This is a genomic window from Marivirga aurantiaca (assembly GCF_016679925.1).
Classification (GTDB): Bacteria; Bacteroidota; Bacteroidia; order Cytophagales; family Cyclobacteriaceae; genus Marivirga; species Marivirga aurantiaca.
In genome coordinates, this window is record NZ_JAEQBW010000002.1 from 21,841 (window position 1) to 40,069 (window position 18,229).

Below are 18,229 nucleotides of genomic sequence, written 5' to 3' on the forward strand. Positions count from 1 at the left end.
CTGGTTACAATTTAGGAATATCCTCTTCAAATAAATAATAAAAGAAGTTTAAACATTATTACATGTATATACGTTAAATGTAGATACATGTAAAATATTTATAATTAAGAAAAACAATTATGACAAAGACAAAATGGAATATTGATCCCACTCATAGTGAGGTACAATTCAAAGTAAAGCATTTAGTAATATCTACTGTATCCGGACAGTTTAGCAAGTTTGAAGGTAGCCTTGAAACGGAAGGTGATGACTTTGATGGAGCTTCAGCTTCTTTTCAATTGGATGTCAACAGTGTTAACACAAATGTAGTTGACAGGGATACTCATTTGAAGTCGGCTGATTTTTTTTCTGCTGAACAATTTCCTTATATCAAATTCTCCAATGGAAAGTTAAACAAAGCTGGAGATGATTATAAACTAAAAGGTGATTTGACTATTAAAGATATCACCAGGCCCATCACATTGGATGTAGAGTACGGTGGTTCAATGGTAGATGGCTACGGACAGAATAAAGCCGGTTTTGAAGTCAATGGTAAAATCAATAGAAAGGAATTCGGTCTGGTATGGAATATGGTAACAGAAGCAGGAGGGGTGGTAGTTGGTGACGAAGTGAAGCTTCAGCTAAATATCCAGGTAGTAAAAGCTTGATTTTCCTGATCTTGTTTTATGGAAATCACTCGTTTTTATTTGGGTTCTAAAAAAAAAATTAAAGTGGAAGTTTAGTACCGGATTAAGTTGGTTGTTTTTTTCTGAAAATAAGATGTTTGTTTTGCAGTCATCTTATTTTCAGAAATCAATAAACCACTTCAGCTACTCTCAATAAATACCTGAAAGTTTCCAGACCGAATAAAACCCCGACTTACCGGGACAAGTTTTGCTCGGAGAGAGCGGGAGGGGAGACAAAACAGCGGGCCAGCGTTGGGGTAAGCGTAGAAGCCAGCCTCTGGCTGACATCTTTTTGTCTTGTTCCGATAGCTATCGGAATTCTATCTTTTGTATCAAGTCATCGCAGTCTTGCAACTGAACCTCAAAAGAGATAACAGGGCTTTTACATCAGTAGAAAAATAGTGATAAAGTTTGTGGTTTTCTACTGATATAAATCTATGAGAACTATCACCTTGAGGCTTTATAGGGGTGTTGGCTGGGAAATAAATCTTGTTATATAGTAGCAAGATAACAAAGAAAAATTTGGAAATGAAATGTTAGAAACTCAATATAACACTTCACTTTTTGAAGAAAACCCTAATTTTTGAGATTTTTCATTATTAAAATGCTTTCATAAAGTGCTTTACAAAGTCCACAGAGATAAACTTTATTTCAAAATCAATTTTCATGAGGAGCCTACTTCATTTCTCTTCAAGTAGACATTACCTAGTTCGAATTTAGAATCGAACTGAAGTTAATAATGCATTCTTATATAGTCTGATTCTGATACGGTACTGTGTAGTAAAAAGGTAATTAGGTGATGAATAAGAGAAAAATTAAGGCATTCTCCTTCTTGGGCCATTGTTGAAGTTAAATAAGCCGCTGCGTCTGCGACTTTGGGTTTTGAATCTTTTGCCACCAATGCCAAATAATTTATCAAATAAGTCACCTTGCAAGTAAAATTCTGCTTTTAGAGTAACAATCATATAGTAATCATTGCTGTCAGGATTGCCTCGTATATTACTTGTAGTTCCTGTGGGATTGGATAACCCGTAAGCTTCCCTATCTTCTTGTTTTGTAAAATCAAATAATTCCGGATCAGCATAGTTTCTTCCACTTACATCATCCAGATAATCAGTGAAGGTAATCCTATTGGAAACCTCAGCTGAGACGTCCAGAAAATCAGCTACTTTAACTTTTACTCCCACCCCTACCGGTATTACAAAAGCAAATTGGCTGTAATCGTTGGGTCTTTCAGTATTATATTTCGCCAGTGAAACCATTTTTCCGGCATTTTCCAATGCTACACTGCCTGTGCCAGGTACGTTGATTGAATCCGGAATTTCAGCTCTTGGGTCAAAAAACAATACACCAATTCCTGCAAATGCGTATGGATTAATCATTTTCCTTTGTCTGTATCTGGCCATGTGAGGAAACAAACTGATAGATGTCCCGACACTTAGTTCCACATTGTTAGAAACAAACGATAAGCCCCTGGAGCGGGTATTTTGCTCAGGATCAATGTCGTCATCACTTCCTGATAATTGAAAAAACAAAAGATTCGTTCTAATATTCACTCTGTCAGAAGCCCTGTATTGAATCCCTCCCTCAAAATTAAGCTTGCTGTCAAAATATGAACCGGGATTTGTTAAGTCACCTAGTGCACGGGCATAGCCTACACCACCTGTAGCCACCCAATTCCTGTTGATTCTACGCGAGTAGAAGCTTTGGCTGAATACATCCTGCGCTAATACGAATAGGAATATGATAATAAGAACTTTTTTCATAGAAATTATTCTAAACAAAGATAATTATTTTTTGATAAAACCCGTTTTATTACTTCTCATTTTTTAAATATATAGATAACTCAGTTACAATGGTAAAAGTTATGCCAGTATCTACCATCTTCAATGGAAGTGCCAGCTATTGGTTGTTTATAATAACGCTTTAACTATTCTATAAGAAACATTTTCCCCCAATTTAGTTGGAAAAAAATGAGGTTTTCCTCTTGGATATGATCCCAATGTATAGCAGGAATGGAGATGTGATGATAAGAACATGGTGTTAGCTATTCTTTTCAGCATCCTAAATTTTTAGTTTTATCCAACTTTACCCAATTTGTAAAGTATACAATTTCATACTCTGCTTAATAATTTTTTATTTTTATTTTTTTCTTTCACAATTATAAATAAAAATTTGCTTCTTTATTCCATGCTTAAATTAGCCGCAATAGATATTGGCTCTAATGCCATCAGAATACAACTTACCAGAGTAACGAAATATGAAGGCAAAATAACCTTTAAAAAGATTGAATACGTCCGTTTCCCTATGAGATTGGGCCAGGACGTATTTAGCCTGGGAAGAATCAGTGATGCTTCCAGGGAGAAATTTATGAAGCTGATGCAGGCGTTTAAAATTCTAATCGATTTGTACGAAGTGGATGATTATATGGGCTGCGCCACTTCTGCCATGCGTGAATCAGAGAACGGTCGGGAGATCATTGATGAAGTGAAGGAAAAGCTGGATTTGCAAATTGATATTATAGACGGTGATACTGAAGCCGAAATCATTAATAAAGCCATTTTTCCTTATATGACACAAGCCACCCATATGCATATAGATGTTGGGGGTGGTAGTACGGAATTGAATTTGTATGTAAACAATGAAAAAATTAAAGCCAAATCATTTCCTCTTGGCTCAGTAAGAAAAATGAAGGAGGATGGCACCTATAAAGGATGGGATGAAATGAAAGAATGGATTGCATTGGAGGTGAAAAAAGAATTTGGTAAAGTAATGGCGCTTGGTACCGGGGGTAACATTAATAAAGTGTTGGATTTGGCAGGGAAAAAACCAGGGAAGGCGATATCCTTGCAGAAAATTATAGAAACACAGAATTATATTCGTAGCTTCAGTATGGATGAAAGGGTTAATAAACTACAGTTGAACCCAGATAGGGCAGATGTAATTATCCCGGCTTTGGACATATACATTAGCGCCATGAAATGGGCAAAGGCCAGCAGTATTATTGTGCCGGATAGCGGACTGAAAGATGGTGTTATGCAGATATTGTTTGAGAGGAATAAACATAAGATTGACAGGTTCCCAGCTTAAGCAAATAGTAGGTACAGGAATTCAAGGTTTGGATTTGGCCAGTTAAAGATTACGAGATCACTCCCCCTTTCCTTCAAAGGGGGGGTAGTCATGATAAAATTATAATTCCTAAACTTCTTTAATGTTTAAGAGACTAATTCCCCACGCCTTCGGATCGGTCTAAAGGCTTTAATTAGGAAATTTGTTTCACTGCCTTCTCAAGGACACTCTAAATTCTATATCAGGTGGGGATAAATGTTTTTGATTGAAAAAAATCATTTTAGAAGGTCTTTTAATAAATTTTTTTCAAATCCGGATGTTTGTTTTGCTATGTTTACGTATTAAAAGGATTGTCAAGGCTATAACCATCTGTAGGATGCATTGAAAAGAGAAAAATATTTTTAAAAAACCGCTTCAAGTTTTATTTTACAGGGCAGGATGTAAAAGTTTCAAAAATAGATTAATGAGTAAAAAAATATTAGTAACAGGAGCAGCCGGATTCATCGGTTTTCATTTAAGTAAATCCTTGTTGGAAAGAGGTGACCAGGTAGTGGGTTATGATTGTATTTCCGATTATTACGATGTAAACCTCAAATATGGTCGCCTGAATGAATTGGGCATAAAGCCTGACTCTTTTACTGACCATCAGCTTATCCAAAGTAAGAGGTACGAAAGTTTCCGGTTTGTTAAAGCAGATTTGTGCGATAAAGACTTTATGAACCACTTATTCAAAACTGAAAAGTTTGATCATGTCATTAACCTTGCAGCCCAGGCTGGAGTTCGTTATTCAGTAGAAAATCCGCAGGCGTATTTAGATGCTAATGTGCAAGGTTTTTTAAATATACTTGAAGCTTGCCGACATTATCCGGTAAAGCATTTGGTTTATGCCTCTTCCAGTTCAGTGTATGGCAGCAATGGTAAAATGCCTTTTTCTGTAAATGATAATGTGGATCACCCACTCTCTTTGTATGCAGCCACCAAAAAAAGCAATGAATTGATGGCGCATACCTATAGCCATTTATTCGACATCCCGACCACAGGAATTCGCTTTTTCACAGTTTATGGAGCCTGGGGCAGGCCCGATATGGCCTTGTTTCTTTTTGCAGATGCCATTACCAAAGGAAAGCCACTAAAGGTTTTTAATCATGGCAATATGGAAAGGGATTTTACCTATGTGGGTGATATCGTAAAAGGAGTGATGGCAGCATTGGACAAACCTGCTCAAGCCAACCCTGCTTATAATGCCGCCTTGCCGGAAGCAGGAACTTCTACGGCACCCTATAAAATTTACAATATCGGTAATAACCAACCTGTAAAACTGATGGCTTATATTGAAGCTTTGGAAAAAGCCATGGGCAAAACAGCAGAAAAAGAAATGCTGCCTATGCAACAGGGAGATGTACAAAAAACCTATGCCGATGTATCAGAACTCATCAGGGATTTTGACTACGCCCCGAACACAGCTTTGGAACAAGGTATTCAGGAATTTGTGAATTGGTATAAGCAGTATTATGGGATAGAGTAAATAACTTTAATAATTCCACTATCAATAGTCTTAGTATAGCAGCAGACTATGAACTGGCAATAAATTGAGTCTTTGACTCAGTAAAGAAAAGAGAAACCGCCATCTTTCATTTCTTAAGATGAGATGATTGATAAAGCGGATTTGTAATATATTCCAAAGTTGGTTTATGGAAAATCAGAGCACCTAATTCCTATCCTTCCACAACCTACTTCCTCAACTATTCTATTATCTTTGATGCTGGGAAAAATAAATATTAATTCATGCTTTTTAACTCCTTTGAGTTTGCACTCTTTCTGCCCATTACTTTTATACTGTACTGGTTTGTATTTCAAAAGCATTTGAAAACCCAGAATTTCTTCCTTCTCGTAGTCAGTTATGTGTTTTACGGTTGGTGGGACTGGCGATTTCTTTCCCTTATAGCCTTTAGTTCTGTAGTTGATTTTCTTTGTGCTCAGCAAATTGAGAAATCAGATTTAAAAAGCCACAAAAAGCTTTTTCTTTGGATTTCTATATTGATCAATCTTGGTTTCCTGGGCTTTTTTAAGTACTTCAATTTTTTTATTGAATCATTTACTGACATGATGGCCATGATGGGATTACAAACTAATCCTTATTCGCTTAATGTGATATTGCCTGTAGGTATCAGTTTTTATACCTTTCAGACCATGAGTTATACGATTGATGTTTATCGTGGGAAAATGATGGCCAGTAAAGATCCGGTTTCCTTTTTTGCTTATGTAAGTTTCTTCCCCCAACTGGTAGCAGGACCTATTGAGAGAGCAGTGAATTTATTGCCTCAATTCAAGTTCAAAAGGAACTTTAGTTATGAGCAAGGGGCAGATGGTATGCGTTTGATTTTGTGGGGGGTATTTAAAAAAGTAGTAATTGCTGATAACTGTGCAATATTTGTTAATCAGATTTTCAATAACTATGAAACTGCCAGTGGGCCAGAATTGATTTTAGGTGCTGTTTTCTTTGCCTTCCAAATTTATGGGGACTTCTCCGGTTATTCAGATATTGCTATAGGTACAGCCAAACTCTTTGGTTTTGATCTGATGACCAATTTCAGAACACCTTATTTTTCTCGTGATATGGCTGAATTTTGGAGAAGATGGCATATTTCACTTTCTACATGGTTCAGGGATTATGTATATATTCCCTTAGGAGGAAGTAGGGTAAGCAAAGGAAGAGCTATATTTAATACTTTTATGATTTTTATAGTGAGTGGCTTCTGGCATGGTGCCAACTGGACTTTTATAGTTTGGGGAGCTTTAAACGCAATATATTTTCTCCCGCTTTTATTACGAAATAAGAATAGAGTCAATAAAGATACAGTAGCAGAAAACAGGATTTTACCGAATTTTAAAGAGCTTTGGCAAATGGGGTTGACTTTTACTTTGACTTGTGTGGCTTGGATTTTCTTTAGAGCGGAGAGTGTAGGAGAAGCTTTTAATTATATTTTTTCTATTTTTAATTCAGAAAGTTATAAGGTTTCCGGAAAAGACATTGGTTATTATTTACCTTTAATTATAGTTCTATGGGTAACTCTTGAATGGTATGGAAGGCATTATGCTATTATTCTCAATGGATTCAAGACTACTTATTTTCGATACCTGCTATATTTTGTATTGATAATTACTATTTTACTTAAAGGAGAATTTGGGCAAAATCAATTTATATATTTTCAATTCTAATGAAATGTCCATAAAGCCAGCTATACCAACCGAGGATGAATATTAAGAAAAAATCCAGATTTGGAACTACATGGTGTAGATCAGACATTCCATGTGACCACTTAAATATGAACATATACACATGAAAAGACTTCTGATAAAAACTACTATTCTTTCCTTTGTCTTATTGACGATTATAATAAGCGTTAATGTTATTGGAGATCCTGCTAGAATATTTGATGATAATTATGAAGCAGAAATGGTATCCATTTTAAAGGATAATTATAATGTGACGAATATTAGTAACTATGACGATAGGGCATTTCAAAAAAAAATCATTCCAAATTTACCAACTTCTCCAGATATTTTAGTTGTAGGTTCAAGTAGAACCATGCTAATTGGTAATAACCTTTCTGATGACTTGAGTATTTATAATAATTCTGTTAATAGAGCGAGTATTTATGACATAATTGGTATTTACCAACTATACGTAGATAATAAGATATTACCTGAAAAGATAATTTTGGGGATAGACCCGGGGGGCTTCAACGACAATAATCAAGACAATAGATGGTTCTCTCTTAGGAAAGAATACAACAAATTTATTGGCAAAAATGACCAGGGAAATCACCTTGATCTGACTAAAATAAAGCAATTGATTTCTATAACTTATTTTCAAGAATCCATACGGAATTTACCTAAAGTAATAAATGGAGAAGATAGACCTATCCCTACCTTGGTGGTAAATAATTTGAGCAATACAATATTAACCGATGGCTCTTTAAAATATGACATTAGGATGGATAGTGTTGATAATCAGACAATTGTGAAGAAATCGTTAGAGGCATTTAATAATGAAGGTTTTGGGTTGAATAGTTTTACAGAGATTTCACTAGAAAGGATAAATGATTTTCAACAATTGATTAATCATGCTAAATCCCAAAATATTGAGATTGAATTATATATGTCTCCATTTAACCCACATATTTATCAGGATTTAATTGATAAATATCCAATAATATTAGAAGTTGAAGCTATGGTTAAAAATATAGGTGAGACTAATAACATCTCTACTTTTGGCTCATATGACCCCACCACCTTGAATCTAAGTGTGGATGATTTCTATGATGGTTGGCATTTAAAAACAGATATTATAATGAATATATTTAAAAAACAACTTGATTTAAAAGAGTAGTTTTTCCTTAGTGATTTATATTTTAACAATAGTTGCAGATTGAATGCTCTTTTAGCTGGGTGTGTTTATTGTAGTTTGATCAACTTCTAAAAAAACAGAGTGAATCATTTCTTTCCAATCATTTAATATATCTTTGAATAATTCTTTGAATAGGATATAAAAAATTATGAATGTCATTAAATCTTTAATAAAAAAATACTTTCAATACTTTTCTTATTTTTACTCTCATTTAAAATACAGAGTATTTATTTCTCTTATACTTAGTTTATTAGTGGGGGTATTGGATGGTCTTGGATTGGCTATGTTTTTGCCTTTGTTGCAAATGACAGATGGTTCCAATCAGGAAGTAGATACAGAACAATTAGGTAGTTTATCCTTTTTAGTCGAAGGCTTTGCTGAATTAGGAATTCCATTTAATTTATTTAGTGTGCTTTTAATCATTTTTTTCTTTTTTTCATGTAAGGGTATAATGAAATTTTTAGAAGGATATTATAGGGTTATTTACCAACAATATTTTATCAAAAATATCAGAATCAGCAATGCTGATTTACTTTCCAATTATAGCTATAATGCCTTCGTTACTTCAGATTCTGGTAAAATTCAAAATACATTTTCTGGTGAAGTGCAAAGAGTGAATGCGGCTTATAAACACTATTTCTTGGCTGTTCAATCAATTGTCTTGGTAATTGTTTACTTAACTTTGGCTTTTTTATCTAATCCACAATTTGCCTTAATTGTTATTATTGGTGGTGTATTAACTAATTTCATTTTTAAAAACCTTTATGCAATAACGAAAAAAAAATCAACTCAGATTACTAAGGAAATGCATGAATTCCAAGGTTTACTCATTCAAAAAGTGAGTAATTTTAAGTATTTAAAAGCAACTGGTTTTATCTATTCTTATGCCAATAAGCTCAAAAGCAAAATTGAAGAAATAGAGCAATCACAAAGGAAGATAGGTATGTTAGGAGCTACTCTTCAGGCTTTACGTGAGCCTTTGACAATTTTAATTGTAGTAACTGCAATAATTTTACAAGTATTTATATTCAATAAACCATTAGGACTTATAATATTGAGTTTATTGTTTCTATACAGAGCCCTTTCATCATTAATGACAATACAGAATTACTGGAATAATTTCCTAGGAGTTTCAGGATCGTTGGACAACATGACTGAATTCACTAAAGATTTAAAAGCGAATAAAGAATCCTTTGGGAAAGTCCCCTTTAAAGGTTTTAAGACAAAATTGAAAATCAGCGAAGTGGTCTTTGCTTTTGAAAAAGAAAAAATACTTGATAACATAAGTTTTGATATCAATAAAAATGAGTCAATTGCCATAGTAGGAGAAAGTGGCTCCGGTAAAACAACTTTGTTGAATATTTTGGCAGGACTGATAAAGCCAATAGAGGGAGTTATAACAATTGATGAAATGAAAATGAAAGAGTTAGATATTCGCACTTTTCAAAAGCGGATAGGCTATATAACTCAAGAACCAGTAATATTTAGTGACAATGTATACAACAATGTCACTTTTTGGGATAAAAGAACTCCTGAAAATATAAAACGTTTCAATGAAGCATTAAGACAAGCAGCAATTTTTGACTTTGTTAATGAGTTAGAGTTAAAAGACCAAACGCAACTGGGTAATAATGGTATTAATTTAAGTGGTGGGCAACGACAAAGAATTTCCATCTCACGAGAGCTTTATAAGGAAGTTGATTTTCTAATGATGGACGAGGCTACCTCTTCTTTAGATTCGGAAACTGAAAAAGCCATTCAGGAAAACATTGATGTACTAAAAGGAAAGTATACGATAATTACTATCGCACATCGGTTATCAACTGTGAAAAATGCAGATAAGATTATTCTATTGAATAAGGGAACAATTGATAAAATAGGTACTTTTGAAGAGTTGCTTGAACAATCAGGTAGTTTCAAAAGAATGGTTAGTTTACAAGAGTTTTAATATGTTAAAAAATAGAAAAATACTAGTCACTGGAGCTGATGGCTTTATAGGAAGTCATCTGGCTGAAAAATTGGTAGATGATGGCTATAAAGTTAAAGCCTTTGTTTATTATAATTCTTTTAGCTCCTGGGGGTGGTTAGATACTTTGCCGAAAGAAAAATTAGCAAAAATAGAGATATTTTCCGGAGATATTCGTGATCCTAACGGGGTAAGAACTGCCATGAAAGACGTGGATATTGTATTTCATTTAGCAGCTTTAATAGCTATACCTTTTAGTTATCATTCTCCCGATTCTTATGTAGATACTAATGTAAAAGGAACACTCAATATAGTTCAGGCAGCTAAAGACTTGGGAACCGAAAGAGTATTAGTGACTTCTACTTCCGAAGTTTACGGCACAGCTCAGTTTGTTCCTATTACCGAAGAACATCCTAAACAACCTCAATCACCTTATTCAGCCAGTAAAATTGGGGCCGATGCTATTGCAGATTCATTTTATAGAAGTTTTGATTTACCTTTAACCATTGTACGCCCATTCAATACTTATGGGCCGCGACAATCTGCCAGAGCAGTTATACCTACTATTATCACTCAATTATTAAATGGAAAAAAAGAGATTAAATTAGGAGATATTACCCCAACCAGAGATTTACTTTTTGTGAAAGATACTGTTAATGGTTTTATTGAAATCGCAAAATGTGAGAAGCTCATTGGGCATGAAGTAAACATTGCTACTCAATCTGAAATTTCCATTAAGGATTTAGCCATGGAAATGATCAATCAAATTAATCCGGAGGCTTATATATTGACAGATGATGAGCGAATGAGGCCGGAGAAAAGTGAAGTGTTCAGACTATTTGGCTCAAATGAAAAATTAAAAAAATATACAAATTGGGAACCGCAGTACACTTTAGTAGAAGGTATTAAGGAAACCATTGAATGGTTTTCCAACAAGGAAAACCTTGCCAAGTACAAAGCTGATATTTACAATGTATGATCAACCTTCAAAAGACAATAATTATTGCCGAGGCCGGTGTTAACCATAACGGAGATTTAGAGCGAGCAAAGGAATTGATAAAAGTCGCTGCCAAAGCAGGTGCTGACTTTGTTAAGTTTCAGACTTTTAAGGCAGATAAAATTGTGAGTAAACAAGCTAAAAAAGCCTCCTATCAAGCTAAAAATATTAATGATGGTGACGATTCTCAGTATAATATGCTTAAAAAGTTAGAAATTCCTGATGCATGGTATCCAGAATTATTAGATCTATGCAAATTAGAAGGTATTAAGTTCCTATCTACAGGATTTGATAATGATAGTATTAATTTTTTAGATGAATTACCCATAGAATTATTTAAAATTCCTTCAGGTGAAATCACTAATAAACCCTATTTAGAACATATTGCTACCAAGAAAAAACCAGTAATACTATCGACTGGGATGGCAGATATAAAAGAAATTAAGGATGCTGTAACAGTATTGATTAATGCAGGATTAGATAAATCAGGTTTAACAATTCTTCATTGCAATACTGAGTATCCTACGCCTATGGCAGATGTTAATCTGAAAGCCATGTTACATATTAAAAAAGAACTAGGTGTTGAGATAGGTTATTCCGATCATACTTTAGGGATTGAAGTACCAATAGCTGCAGTTGCGCTAGGTGCCAAAGTAATAGAGAAACATTTCACTTTAGATAGAAATTTACCCGGCCCGGATCATAAAGCTTCACTGGAGCCTGATGAGCTATTCGAAATGATAAAATCTATTCGAAATATTGAAATGGCTATTGGTGGAAATGGCATAAAAGAGCCTAGCACTAGTGAAAAAGAAAATAAAAAGGTAGTAAGAAAGAGTATACATACGAGTAAGGCATTGGCTAAAGGTCATGTAATTAAAGAAAGTGACTTAATAGCATTAAGACCAGGAGATGGTTTATCAATGATGAATGATTCTCAAGTAATCGGTAGGAAGTTGGCCAGAGATTTAAATGAATTCCATAAAATTTCAATAAGCGATCTATTATGAGAAAAATTTGTATTGTTACTGGGACTCGTGCGGAATTTGGCTTAATGTATTGGCTTATTAAAGGTATACAAGAGGATATGGACTTGGAATTACAACTTGTTGTTACAGGTATGCACTTATCTCCTGAGTTTGGATTAACCTACCAAAATATTGAAGAAAGTGGATTTATAATCAATAAAAAGGTTGAAATACTTCTTTCTTCTGACAGCCCTATAGGTATCTCTAAATCAATGGGATTAGCAATGATATCTTTCTCTGAATGTTTTGAAGAATTGAAGCCAGATATTGTTGTTGTACTTGGAGATAGGTTTGAGATTTTTTCAGTTGCTGCTGCGGCAATGATCACGAAAATTCCGATTGGGCACATTCACGGTGGGGAAGCAACAGAAGGTTTAATAGATGAGTCTATAAGGCATTCGGTTACTAAGATGGCTCATTTGCATTTTGCAGCTACTGAATTATATAAAAAGAGAATTATTCAATTAGGAGAGCAGCCAAATAAGGTCTTCAATGTAGGAAGCCCGGGAATTGATAATATAGCTAAACTGAATTTATTAAATAGAAATGAATTTCAGGATGCTATAAACTTTAAACTCGGCAAAATTAATGCGTTAGTTACTTTTCATCCAGTCACTTTGGAAAATAATACTACAGAATTTCAATTCAATGAATTATTGAATGCGATTGAATTATTTCCGGAATTATCTGTAATTTTCACAAAACCAAATGCTGATACAAATGGAAGAGTGATTATTTCAATGATAGATGAATTTGTTCAAAAAAATCCTAAAAAGTATTGTGGATTTACATCATTGGGGCAATTAAGATATTTGTCTTCTCTAAAACATGTAGATATTGTTATTGGGAATTCATCAAGTGGATTGACGGAAGTCCCTTCATTTAAAATACCTACCGTAAATATTGGAGATAGACAGAAGGGAAGGATGAAGGCGAGATCAGTCTTGGATTGTTTGCCGGAAAAGGATTCTATAAGTGTTTCTATCAAAAAAGCTCTTAGCTCTTCCTTTATGAAAGAGATTGAAAATGTTGAGAATCCATATGGAGATGGAGGAGCCTCTGATAAAATAATTGAGGTGTTAAAAAGTGTTGACTTGAATAATATCCTAAAAAAAGAATTTTATAATTTATGAAAATTTTCTTTATCGGAAATGTCAAATTCTCTAGTGAATTGCTAAAATCTATTTTAAGGGTTGATTTTATTGAAATAGTTGGGGTAGCAACAAAATCGAAATCTGATTTCAACAGTGATCATTATGATCTTTCTAAACTAATAGAAAAGGAAAATATACCTTATAAATATGTTAAGGATATAAATGCGCCTCATATTGTTGAATGGATTAAATCTTTAGCACCAGATTATATATTTTGTTTTGGGTGGTCTTCATTATTGAAGGAGAAAGTATTACAAATAACTCCAAATAGAGTAATAGGATACCATCCTGCCAAAATTCCAGAAAACAGAGGGCGTCATCCTCTCATCTGGGCATTAGTATTAGGTTTAAAAGAAACAGGTTCAACATTTTTTATAATGGATCAATCTGCGGATACAGGAGATATAATAAGTCAAGAAGCTGTGAAAATTGATAAAAGTGACACTGCTCTGACCTTATACAATAAAATAATTGAAACTGCTATTACTCAAATACATGAATTATTGCCTAAAATGGTTTCTAATAGTATCGTTTTAAAAAAACAACCCCTTTCCAAAGGTAATGAATGGAGAAAACGGTCAAGAAATGATGGGTTAATTGATTTTAGAATGAATAGTCAATCTATATACAATCTGGTTAGAGCATTAACAAAGCCGTATCCTGGAGCCGAAATCCAATTTGCGCATGAAAGATATCAAATTTGGGAATCGAGGATTGGAAAGTGCAATTTTCTGAATATTGAACCTGGAAAGGTGTTAAGAATAAGTGACAATGAAATTGAAGTTAAAACTTCTGATAGTTCAATAATATTAGTAGATCATACCCTTGACCAACTACCCAAAGAAGGGGATTATTTAATTTAATTATATGGAAAATGTAATTGTAATATCTGCCCATCCGGATGACGAAACTCTTGGCGCTGGCGGTACAATTTTAAAGCATGTTAATAATGGAGACAAGGTTTCATGGTTAATAGCAACCAATGTTTTTGAGGATCAGGGTTTTGATAAGGAGAGAATAGAATCTAGGCAAAAAGAAATCGAAAAGGTTTCTGAGGCTTATGGATTTGAGCATGTTTTCTTTTTGGATTACCCTACCATGACCCTCAGTAGTTCAAGTCTCATCAAAATGGTGCCTGAAATATCTACAATATTTAATAAAATTAAGCCTGAAACAATCTATTGCTTAAATAGATCAGATGCACATTCTGACCATAGAGTTTTATTTGATGCAGTGATGTCTTGTACTAAATCATTCAGATATCCATATATCAAAAAGGTACTTCTATATGAGTGCCTTTCAGAAACTGAATTTGCTCCTGCATTACCTGAAAAAGCTTTTGTACCAAATTATTTTGTTGATATTTCAGCTTATTGTCAAAAAAAAGTTGAAATTATGAAAATTTATGACTCTGAGTTAGGGGAGCATCCTTTTCCAAGATCAGAACGAAATATTAAAGCATTAGCTACTTACAGAGGTGCTACAGTAGGTGTTGAATATGCTGAAGCATTTCAAGCTATTAAAATTATTGATAAATGAATTATAAGAAGCATTTAGTAAATAAAAATAGCACAGTAAAAGAGGCATTGGCAAAACTGAATCAATTAGCTGCAGATGCTATTTTATTCGTGGTGGATGAGCAGAATAAGTTAATGGGTTCAATGACTGATGGAGACGTTAGACGTGGCCTTCTAAGAGACTTTAGCATCAATGATAAAGTAACTAGGTTTATCCAACCCAACCCAAAATTTATAAGAAAAGGAGTATATGACTTACAAAAAATCATTTCGCTAAGAGAGAAAAATTTTAAGATCATTCCTGTTTTGGATGAGCATGATAGGGTGATAAATGTGGTGAATTTTAGATTTTTAAAATCATACCTTCCTATAGATGCTATTATAATGGCTGGTGGAAGAGGGCAAAGATTAAAACCATTTACTGACAATTGTCCTAAACCCTTACTCAAAGTAGGCGATAAGCCAATTATGGAGCATAATATGAATCGCTTAATAAGCTACGGGATTGATGATTTTTGGATTTCCGTACGCTATTTGGGAGAACAAATTGAAGCATATTTTGGTGATGGTACCAACAAAAATGTTACTATTGATTACGTACATGAACAACATCCTCTTGGTACAATAGGAGCCATTGGTCAAATTAAGAACCTAAAACATAATTCTATCCTGGTTACTAATTCTGACTTGTTGACCAACTTGGATTACGAGGATTTTTACCTGAATTTTATTGAGTCAAAAGCTGATTTAGCAGTTGTCACTATTCCTTATGAAGTGAATATTCCTTATGCTGTTTTGGAAACAAGCAATGGGCATGTGGTTTCTTTTAAAGAGAAGCCGACCTATACTTATTTTTCCAATGGAGGGGTTTACCTAATGAAAAAAGAGGTTATTGAATTAATACCCAAAGATAAATTTTATGATGCTACAGATTTAATGGAAGATTTAATTAAAGCCGGGAAAAAAGTTTTTTCTTATCCTTTAAGGGGTTATTGGCTTGATATTGGAAAACCTGAGGATTTTGAAAAGGCTAAAAAAGATATAAAATTAATTAAATTCTGATGAACATACTTATTACCATATGTGCAAGGGGTGGTTCTAAAGGAATACCCGGTAAAAACATTAAACCATTAAATGGAAAGCCTTTACTTCATTACACTTTGGAGCATGCCTTGGAGTTTATTAATTTACATAATGGAAAGATTCAATTAAGTACTGATGATGCTTCAATTTTAAATTGTGCAAAAGAACTAGGCTATCATACCCAATATGTCCGACCTAAGGTGATGGCCACTGACAGAGCGGGAAAGTTAGATGCCATAAGAGATGCCTGGAAATATGCCGAAGAGATAAATAAATGTTCCTTCGATTTTGTATTAGATATGGATGTTACTTCTCCGTTACGTACAATAGCTGATTTAAATTCAGCATTGGAAAAATTAGTAAACCATTCATCTGCATTAAATATTTTCTCAGTTAATCCTGCGGCCAGAAATCCTTATTTCAATATGGTGGAAGAACTGGAGAATGGGTTTGTTAAATTAGTAAAAGATGGAGGGCTTATTAAATCAAGACAGCTTGCCCCAAAGGTTTACGATATGAATGCTTCTTTTTACATTTTTAAAAGAGAATTTATGACGAGTGATTTACCTACTGTGATTACCGATCACTCTATTGTTTACGAAATGCCTCATCTATGTTTTGACCTTGATCATTCAATTGATTTTACTATTATGGAATTGTTGTTGCAACAAAATGTGCTTGATTTTAAAATATGAAAGTACTCATCGTAGGTTTAGGTTCTATTGCAAATAAGCATATTGTCAGTATACTCAAACTTGATCCTCATGCGGAAATTTATGCACTAAGGCATAACTTCAATAATATAACGAAAGAAGGGGTGACAGATATTTATTCTATAAATGAGATACCGGCTCATTTAGATTTTATAATTGTATCAAATCCAAGTAGTGAGCATTTTAAAACTGTCCAATTATTAATTGATTTGAACGTACCTTTATTTATTGAAAAACCTTTATTTATTAATTTAAAAGGACATCAGGAATTGTTAAAGGAGATTGCCAGAAAAAACATATTGACTTATGTGGCTTGTAATCTAAGGTTCCACCCAATAATTACTTATTTAAAGGAAGAATTCAATAAGAGGAAGCCATTAGAATATAATGTCTATTGCGGATCTTATTTACCAGACTGGAGACCAAATTCTGATTATAGGGAAAACTATAGTGCAAAAAAAGAATTAGGTGGAGGGGTTCATTTCGATTTGATTCATGAAATAGATTATACCATGTATTTATTGGGTAATCCTTTAACAGTACAATCCTATCAATCAAAGAAATCCCCATTGGAGATTGATTCTGCGGATGTTGCACATTATGTTTTAGAATATGAGCAGTCATCTGTATTTATTACTTTAAATTATTACAGAAAAACACCGAAAAGAGCGATTGAATTGGTGTGGGAAGATTCGGTTTGGTATGTAGATTTACTAAAAAATGAAATAGTTAGTTCTGGTAATGAGATCATATTTTCGCAACCTTTTAATATAGTAGAAACCTATGATTTGCAAATGGCTTATTTTTTAAAGTGTTTAGAGAATAAAAGTGTTACTATGAATGATATTGAAGAGGGTATTAAAACTTTAAAAATTTGTTTAAATGAGTAAATCTTTATTAAATCAAATAATAGTAGTTACTGGTGGTAAGGGGTTATTAGGAAGAGCTATTGTTACTGATATTCAGAACAAGGGTGGAATTGCTATTAATGTTGATATTAATGCGGAAGATAATATTGGAAAAAACGAACTTAATTATGACCTTACGCAATTAGATGGAATTAAAAGCACGATTGCCAAGACCTTAGAAAGGTACGGTAGAATTGATGGTTGGGTTAATAATGCTTATCCCCGGACCTCAGACTGGGGAATTGATTTTTTGGAACTCACCGAAGAATCTTTAAATAAAAATGTAGAATGGCAAATGAATAGCTATATTCTTTGTTGCCAGCAAATAATCAAGATTTTTTTAAAGCAGAAAAGTGGTAGTATTGTCAATATGGCTTCCATTTACGGTGTTGTGGGTAATGATTTTTCAATATATGAAAATACGAATATTAATCCTCCAGCTGCCTATTCGGCTATAAAAGGTGGTTTAATTAATTTTTCCCGATATCTCGCCAGTAAATTTGGTAAGGATGGCATTAGGATAAATGTAGTTTCACCGGGAGGTATTTTTGATCACCAGGATAAAAAATTTGTGGAGGCATATGAGAAAAAAGTGCCTATGAAAAGAATGGGAAACCCTGATGATATTGCTCCTTCTGTTAGCTTTTTGTTATCAGATGAGGCTAAATATATAACAGGCCAAAATTTAGTAGTAGACGGAGGCTGGACGGCCATATAA

16 protein-coding genes are annotated in these 18,229 nt (G+C 33.7%); 15 read left to right on the forward strand and 1 reads right to left on the reverse strand.

Going from position 1 to position 18,229, the window contains the following annotated elements:
• Positions 1–119 precede the first annotated feature (119 nt).
• On the forward strand, positions 120–647 hold the full coding sequence (locus tag JKA74_RS05600; RefSeq protein ID WP_201430197.1) for a YceI family protein: 528 nt from the start codon (positions 120–122) through the stop codon (positions 645–647).
• An 833-nt stretch (positions 648–1,480) separates the two neighbouring features.
• Here the strand turns inward: JKA74_RS05600 and JKA74_RS05605 are convergent.
• Positions 1,481–2,431: a DUF6089 family protein gene (locus JKA74_RS05605; RefSeq protein ID WP_201430198.1), complete on the reverse strand. Its 951-nt coding sequence runs from the start codon at positions 2,429–2,431 to the stop codon at positions 1,481–1,483.
• A gap of 424 nt (positions 2,432–2,855) precedes the next feature.
• Here JKA74_RS05605 and JKA74_RS05610 point away from each other — a divergent pair, with 424 nt between their 5' ends.
• From JKA74_RS05610 to JKA74_RS05675, 14 genes are all read left to right on the forward strand, one after another.
• Entirely contained in the window at positions 2,856–3,755 is a 900-nt protein-coding gene (locus JKA74_RS05610) for a Ppx/GppA phosphatase family protein (RefSeq protein WP_201430199.1), read from the forward strand.
• 442 nt (positions 3,756–4,197) lie between these two features.
• Complete coding sequence (locus JKA74_RS05615; protein WP_201430200.1) at positions 4,198–5,259, forward strand: NAD-dependent epimerase; 1,062 nt, start codon at positions 4,198–4,200, stop codon at positions 5,257–5,259.
• 260 nt (positions 5,260–5,519) lie between these two features.
• Positions 5,520–6,953: an MBOAT family O-acyltransferase gene (locus tag JKA74_RS05620; RefSeq protein ID WP_201430201.1), complete on the forward strand. Its 1,434-nt coding sequence runs from the start codon at positions 5,520–5,522 to the stop codon at positions 6,951–6,953.
• A gap of 121 nt (positions 6,954–7,074) precedes the next feature.
• A complete protein-coding gene (locus JKA74_RS05625) occupies positions 7,075–8,127 on the forward strand; it encodes a hypothetical protein (RefSeq protein ID WP_201430202.1) in 1,053 nt (350 codons plus the stop codon).
• Between the two features lie 166 nt (positions 8,128–8,293).
• Entirely contained in the window at positions 8,294–10,093 is a 1,800-nt protein-coding gene (locus JKA74_RS05630) for an ABC transporter ATP-binding protein (RefSeq protein WP_201430203.1), read from the forward strand.
• A 1-nt stretch (position 10,094) separates the two neighbouring features.
• On the forward strand, positions 10,095–11,090 hold the full coding sequence (locus JKA74_RS05635) for an NAD-dependent 4,6-dehydratase LegB (protein WP_201430204.1): 996 nt from the start codon (positions 10,095–10,097) through the stop codon (positions 11,088–11,090).
• Positions 11,087–12,118 (forward strand): N-acetylneuraminate synthase, encoded by a 1,032-nt coding sequence (neuB, locus tag JKA74_RS05640; RefSeq protein WP_201430205.1) that lies wholly within the window; start codon positions 11,087–11,089, stop codon positions 12,116–12,118. Before JKA74_RS05635 ends, neuB begins: the two co-directional genes overlap by 4 nt.
• Positions 12,115–13,269: a UDP-N-acetylglucosamine 2-epimerase gene (gene neuC / locus JKA74_RS05645; RefSeq protein ID WP_201430206.1), complete on the forward strand. Its 1,155-nt coding sequence runs from the start codon at positions 12,115–12,117 to the stop codon at positions 13,267–13,269. Before neuB ends, neuC begins: the two co-directional genes overlap by 4 nt.
• Positions 13,266–14,153: a formyltransferase family protein gene (locus tag JKA74_RS05650; RefSeq protein ID WP_201430207.1), complete on the forward strand. Its 888-nt coding sequence runs from the start codon at positions 13,266–13,268 to the stop codon at positions 14,151–14,153. Before neuC ends, JKA74_RS05650 begins: the two co-directional genes overlap by 4 nt.
• Positions 14,154–14,157: 4 nt before the next feature.
• On the forward strand, positions 14,158–14,829 hold the full coding sequence (locus JKA74_RS05655) for a PIG-L deacetylase family protein (RefSeq protein WP_201430208.1): 672 nt from the start codon (positions 14,158–14,160) through the stop codon (positions 14,827–14,829).
• The gene (locus tag JKA74_RS05660) at positions 14,826–15,869 is read left to right on the forward strand and encodes a nucleotidyltransferase family protein (protein WP_201430209.1); all 1,044 of its coding nucleotides are present in this window, start codon (positions 14,826–14,828) and stop codon (positions 15,867–15,869) included. The genes JKA74_RS05655 and JKA74_RS05660 overlap by 4 nt, the downstream gene beginning before the upstream one ends.
• Positions 15,869–16,585, forward strand: coding sequence for an acylneuraminate cytidylyltransferase family protein (locus JKA74_RS05665; protein WP_201430210.1), 717 nt, complete (start codon positions 15,869–15,871; stop codon positions 16,583–16,585). Before JKA74_RS05660 ends, JKA74_RS05665 begins: the two co-directional genes overlap by 1 nt.
• A complete protein-coding gene (locus tag JKA74_RS05670; RefSeq protein WP_201430211.1) occupies positions 16,582–17,493 on the forward strand; it encodes a Gfo/Idh/MocA family protein in 912 nt (303 codons plus the stop codon). Before JKA74_RS05665 ends, JKA74_RS05670 begins: the two co-directional genes overlap by 4 nt.
• Positions 17,486–18,229, forward strand: coding sequence for an SDR family oxidoreductase (locus JKA74_RS05675; RefSeq protein WP_201430212.1), 744 nt, complete (start codon positions 17,486–17,488; stop codon positions 18,227–18,229). The genes JKA74_RS05670 and JKA74_RS05675 overlap by 8 nt, the downstream gene beginning before the upstream one ends.

What these genes read in the sequence shown, in the direction of transcription:
- JKA74_RS05600 (WP_201430197.1), top strand. Translation starts at nt 120, where the DNA reads ATGACAAAGACAAAATGGAATATTGATCCCACTCATAGTGAGGTACAA.
- JKA74_RS05605 (WP_201430198.1), bottom strand. Translation starts at nt 2,431, where the DNA reads ATGAAAAAAGTTCTTATTATCATATTCCTATTCGTATTAGCGCAGGAT.
- JKA74_RS05610 (WP_201430199.1), top strand. Translation starts at nt 2,856, where the DNA reads ATGCTTAAATTAGCCGCAATAGATATTGGCTCTAATGCCATCAGAATA.
- JKA74_RS05615 (WP_201430200.1), top strand. Translation starts at nt 4,198, where the DNA reads ATGAGTAAAAAAATATTAGTAACAGGAGCAGCCGGATTCATCGGTTTT.
- JKA74_RS05620 (WP_201430201.1), top strand. Translation starts at nt 5,520, where the DNA reads ATGCTTTTTAACTCCTTTGAGTTTGCACTCTTTCTGCCCATTACTTTT.
- JKA74_RS05625 (WP_201430202.1), top strand. Translation starts at nt 7,075, where the DNA reads ATGAAAAGACTTCTGATAAAAACTACTATTCTTTCCTTTGTCTTATTG.
- JKA74_RS05630 (WP_201430203.1), top strand. Translation starts at nt 8,294, where the DNA reads ATGAATGTCATTAAATCTTTAATAAAAAAATACTTTCAATACTTTTCT.
- JKA74_RS05635 (WP_201430204.1), top strand. Translation starts at nt 10,095, where the DNA reads ATGTTAAAAAATAGAAAAATACTAGTCACTGGAGCTGATGGCTTTATA.
- neuB (WP_201430205.1), top strand. Translation starts at nt 11,087, where the DNA reads ATGATCAACCTTCAAAAGACAATAATTATTGCCGAGGCCGGTGTTAAC.
- neuC (WP_201430206.1), top strand. Translation starts at nt 12,115, where the DNA reads ATGAGAAAAATTTGTATTGTTACTGGGACTCGTGCGGAATTTGGCTTA.
- JKA74_RS05650 (WP_201430207.1), top strand. Translation starts at nt 13,266, where the DNA reads ATGAAAATTTTCTTTATCGGAAATGTCAAATTCTCTAGTGAATTGCTA.
- JKA74_RS05655 (WP_201430208.1), top strand. Translation starts at nt 14,158, where the DNA reads ATGGAAAATGTAATTGTAATATCTGCCCATCCGGATGACGAAACTCTT.
- JKA74_RS05660 (WP_201430209.1), top strand. Translation starts at nt 14,826, where the DNA reads ATGAATTATAAGAAGCATTTAGTAAATAAAAATAGCACAGTAAAAGAG.
- JKA74_RS05665 (WP_201430210.1), top strand. Translation starts at nt 15,869, where the DNA reads ATGAACATACTTATTACCATATGTGCAAGGGGTGGTTCTAAAGGAATA.
- JKA74_RS05670 (WP_201430211.1), top strand. Translation starts at nt 16,582, where the DNA reads ATGAAAGTACTCATCGTAGGTTTAGGTTCTATTGCAAATAAGCATATT.
- JKA74_RS05675 (WP_201430212.1), top strand. Translation starts at nt 17,486, where the DNA reads ATGAGTAAATCTTTATTAAATCAAATAATAGTAGTTACTGGTGGTAAG.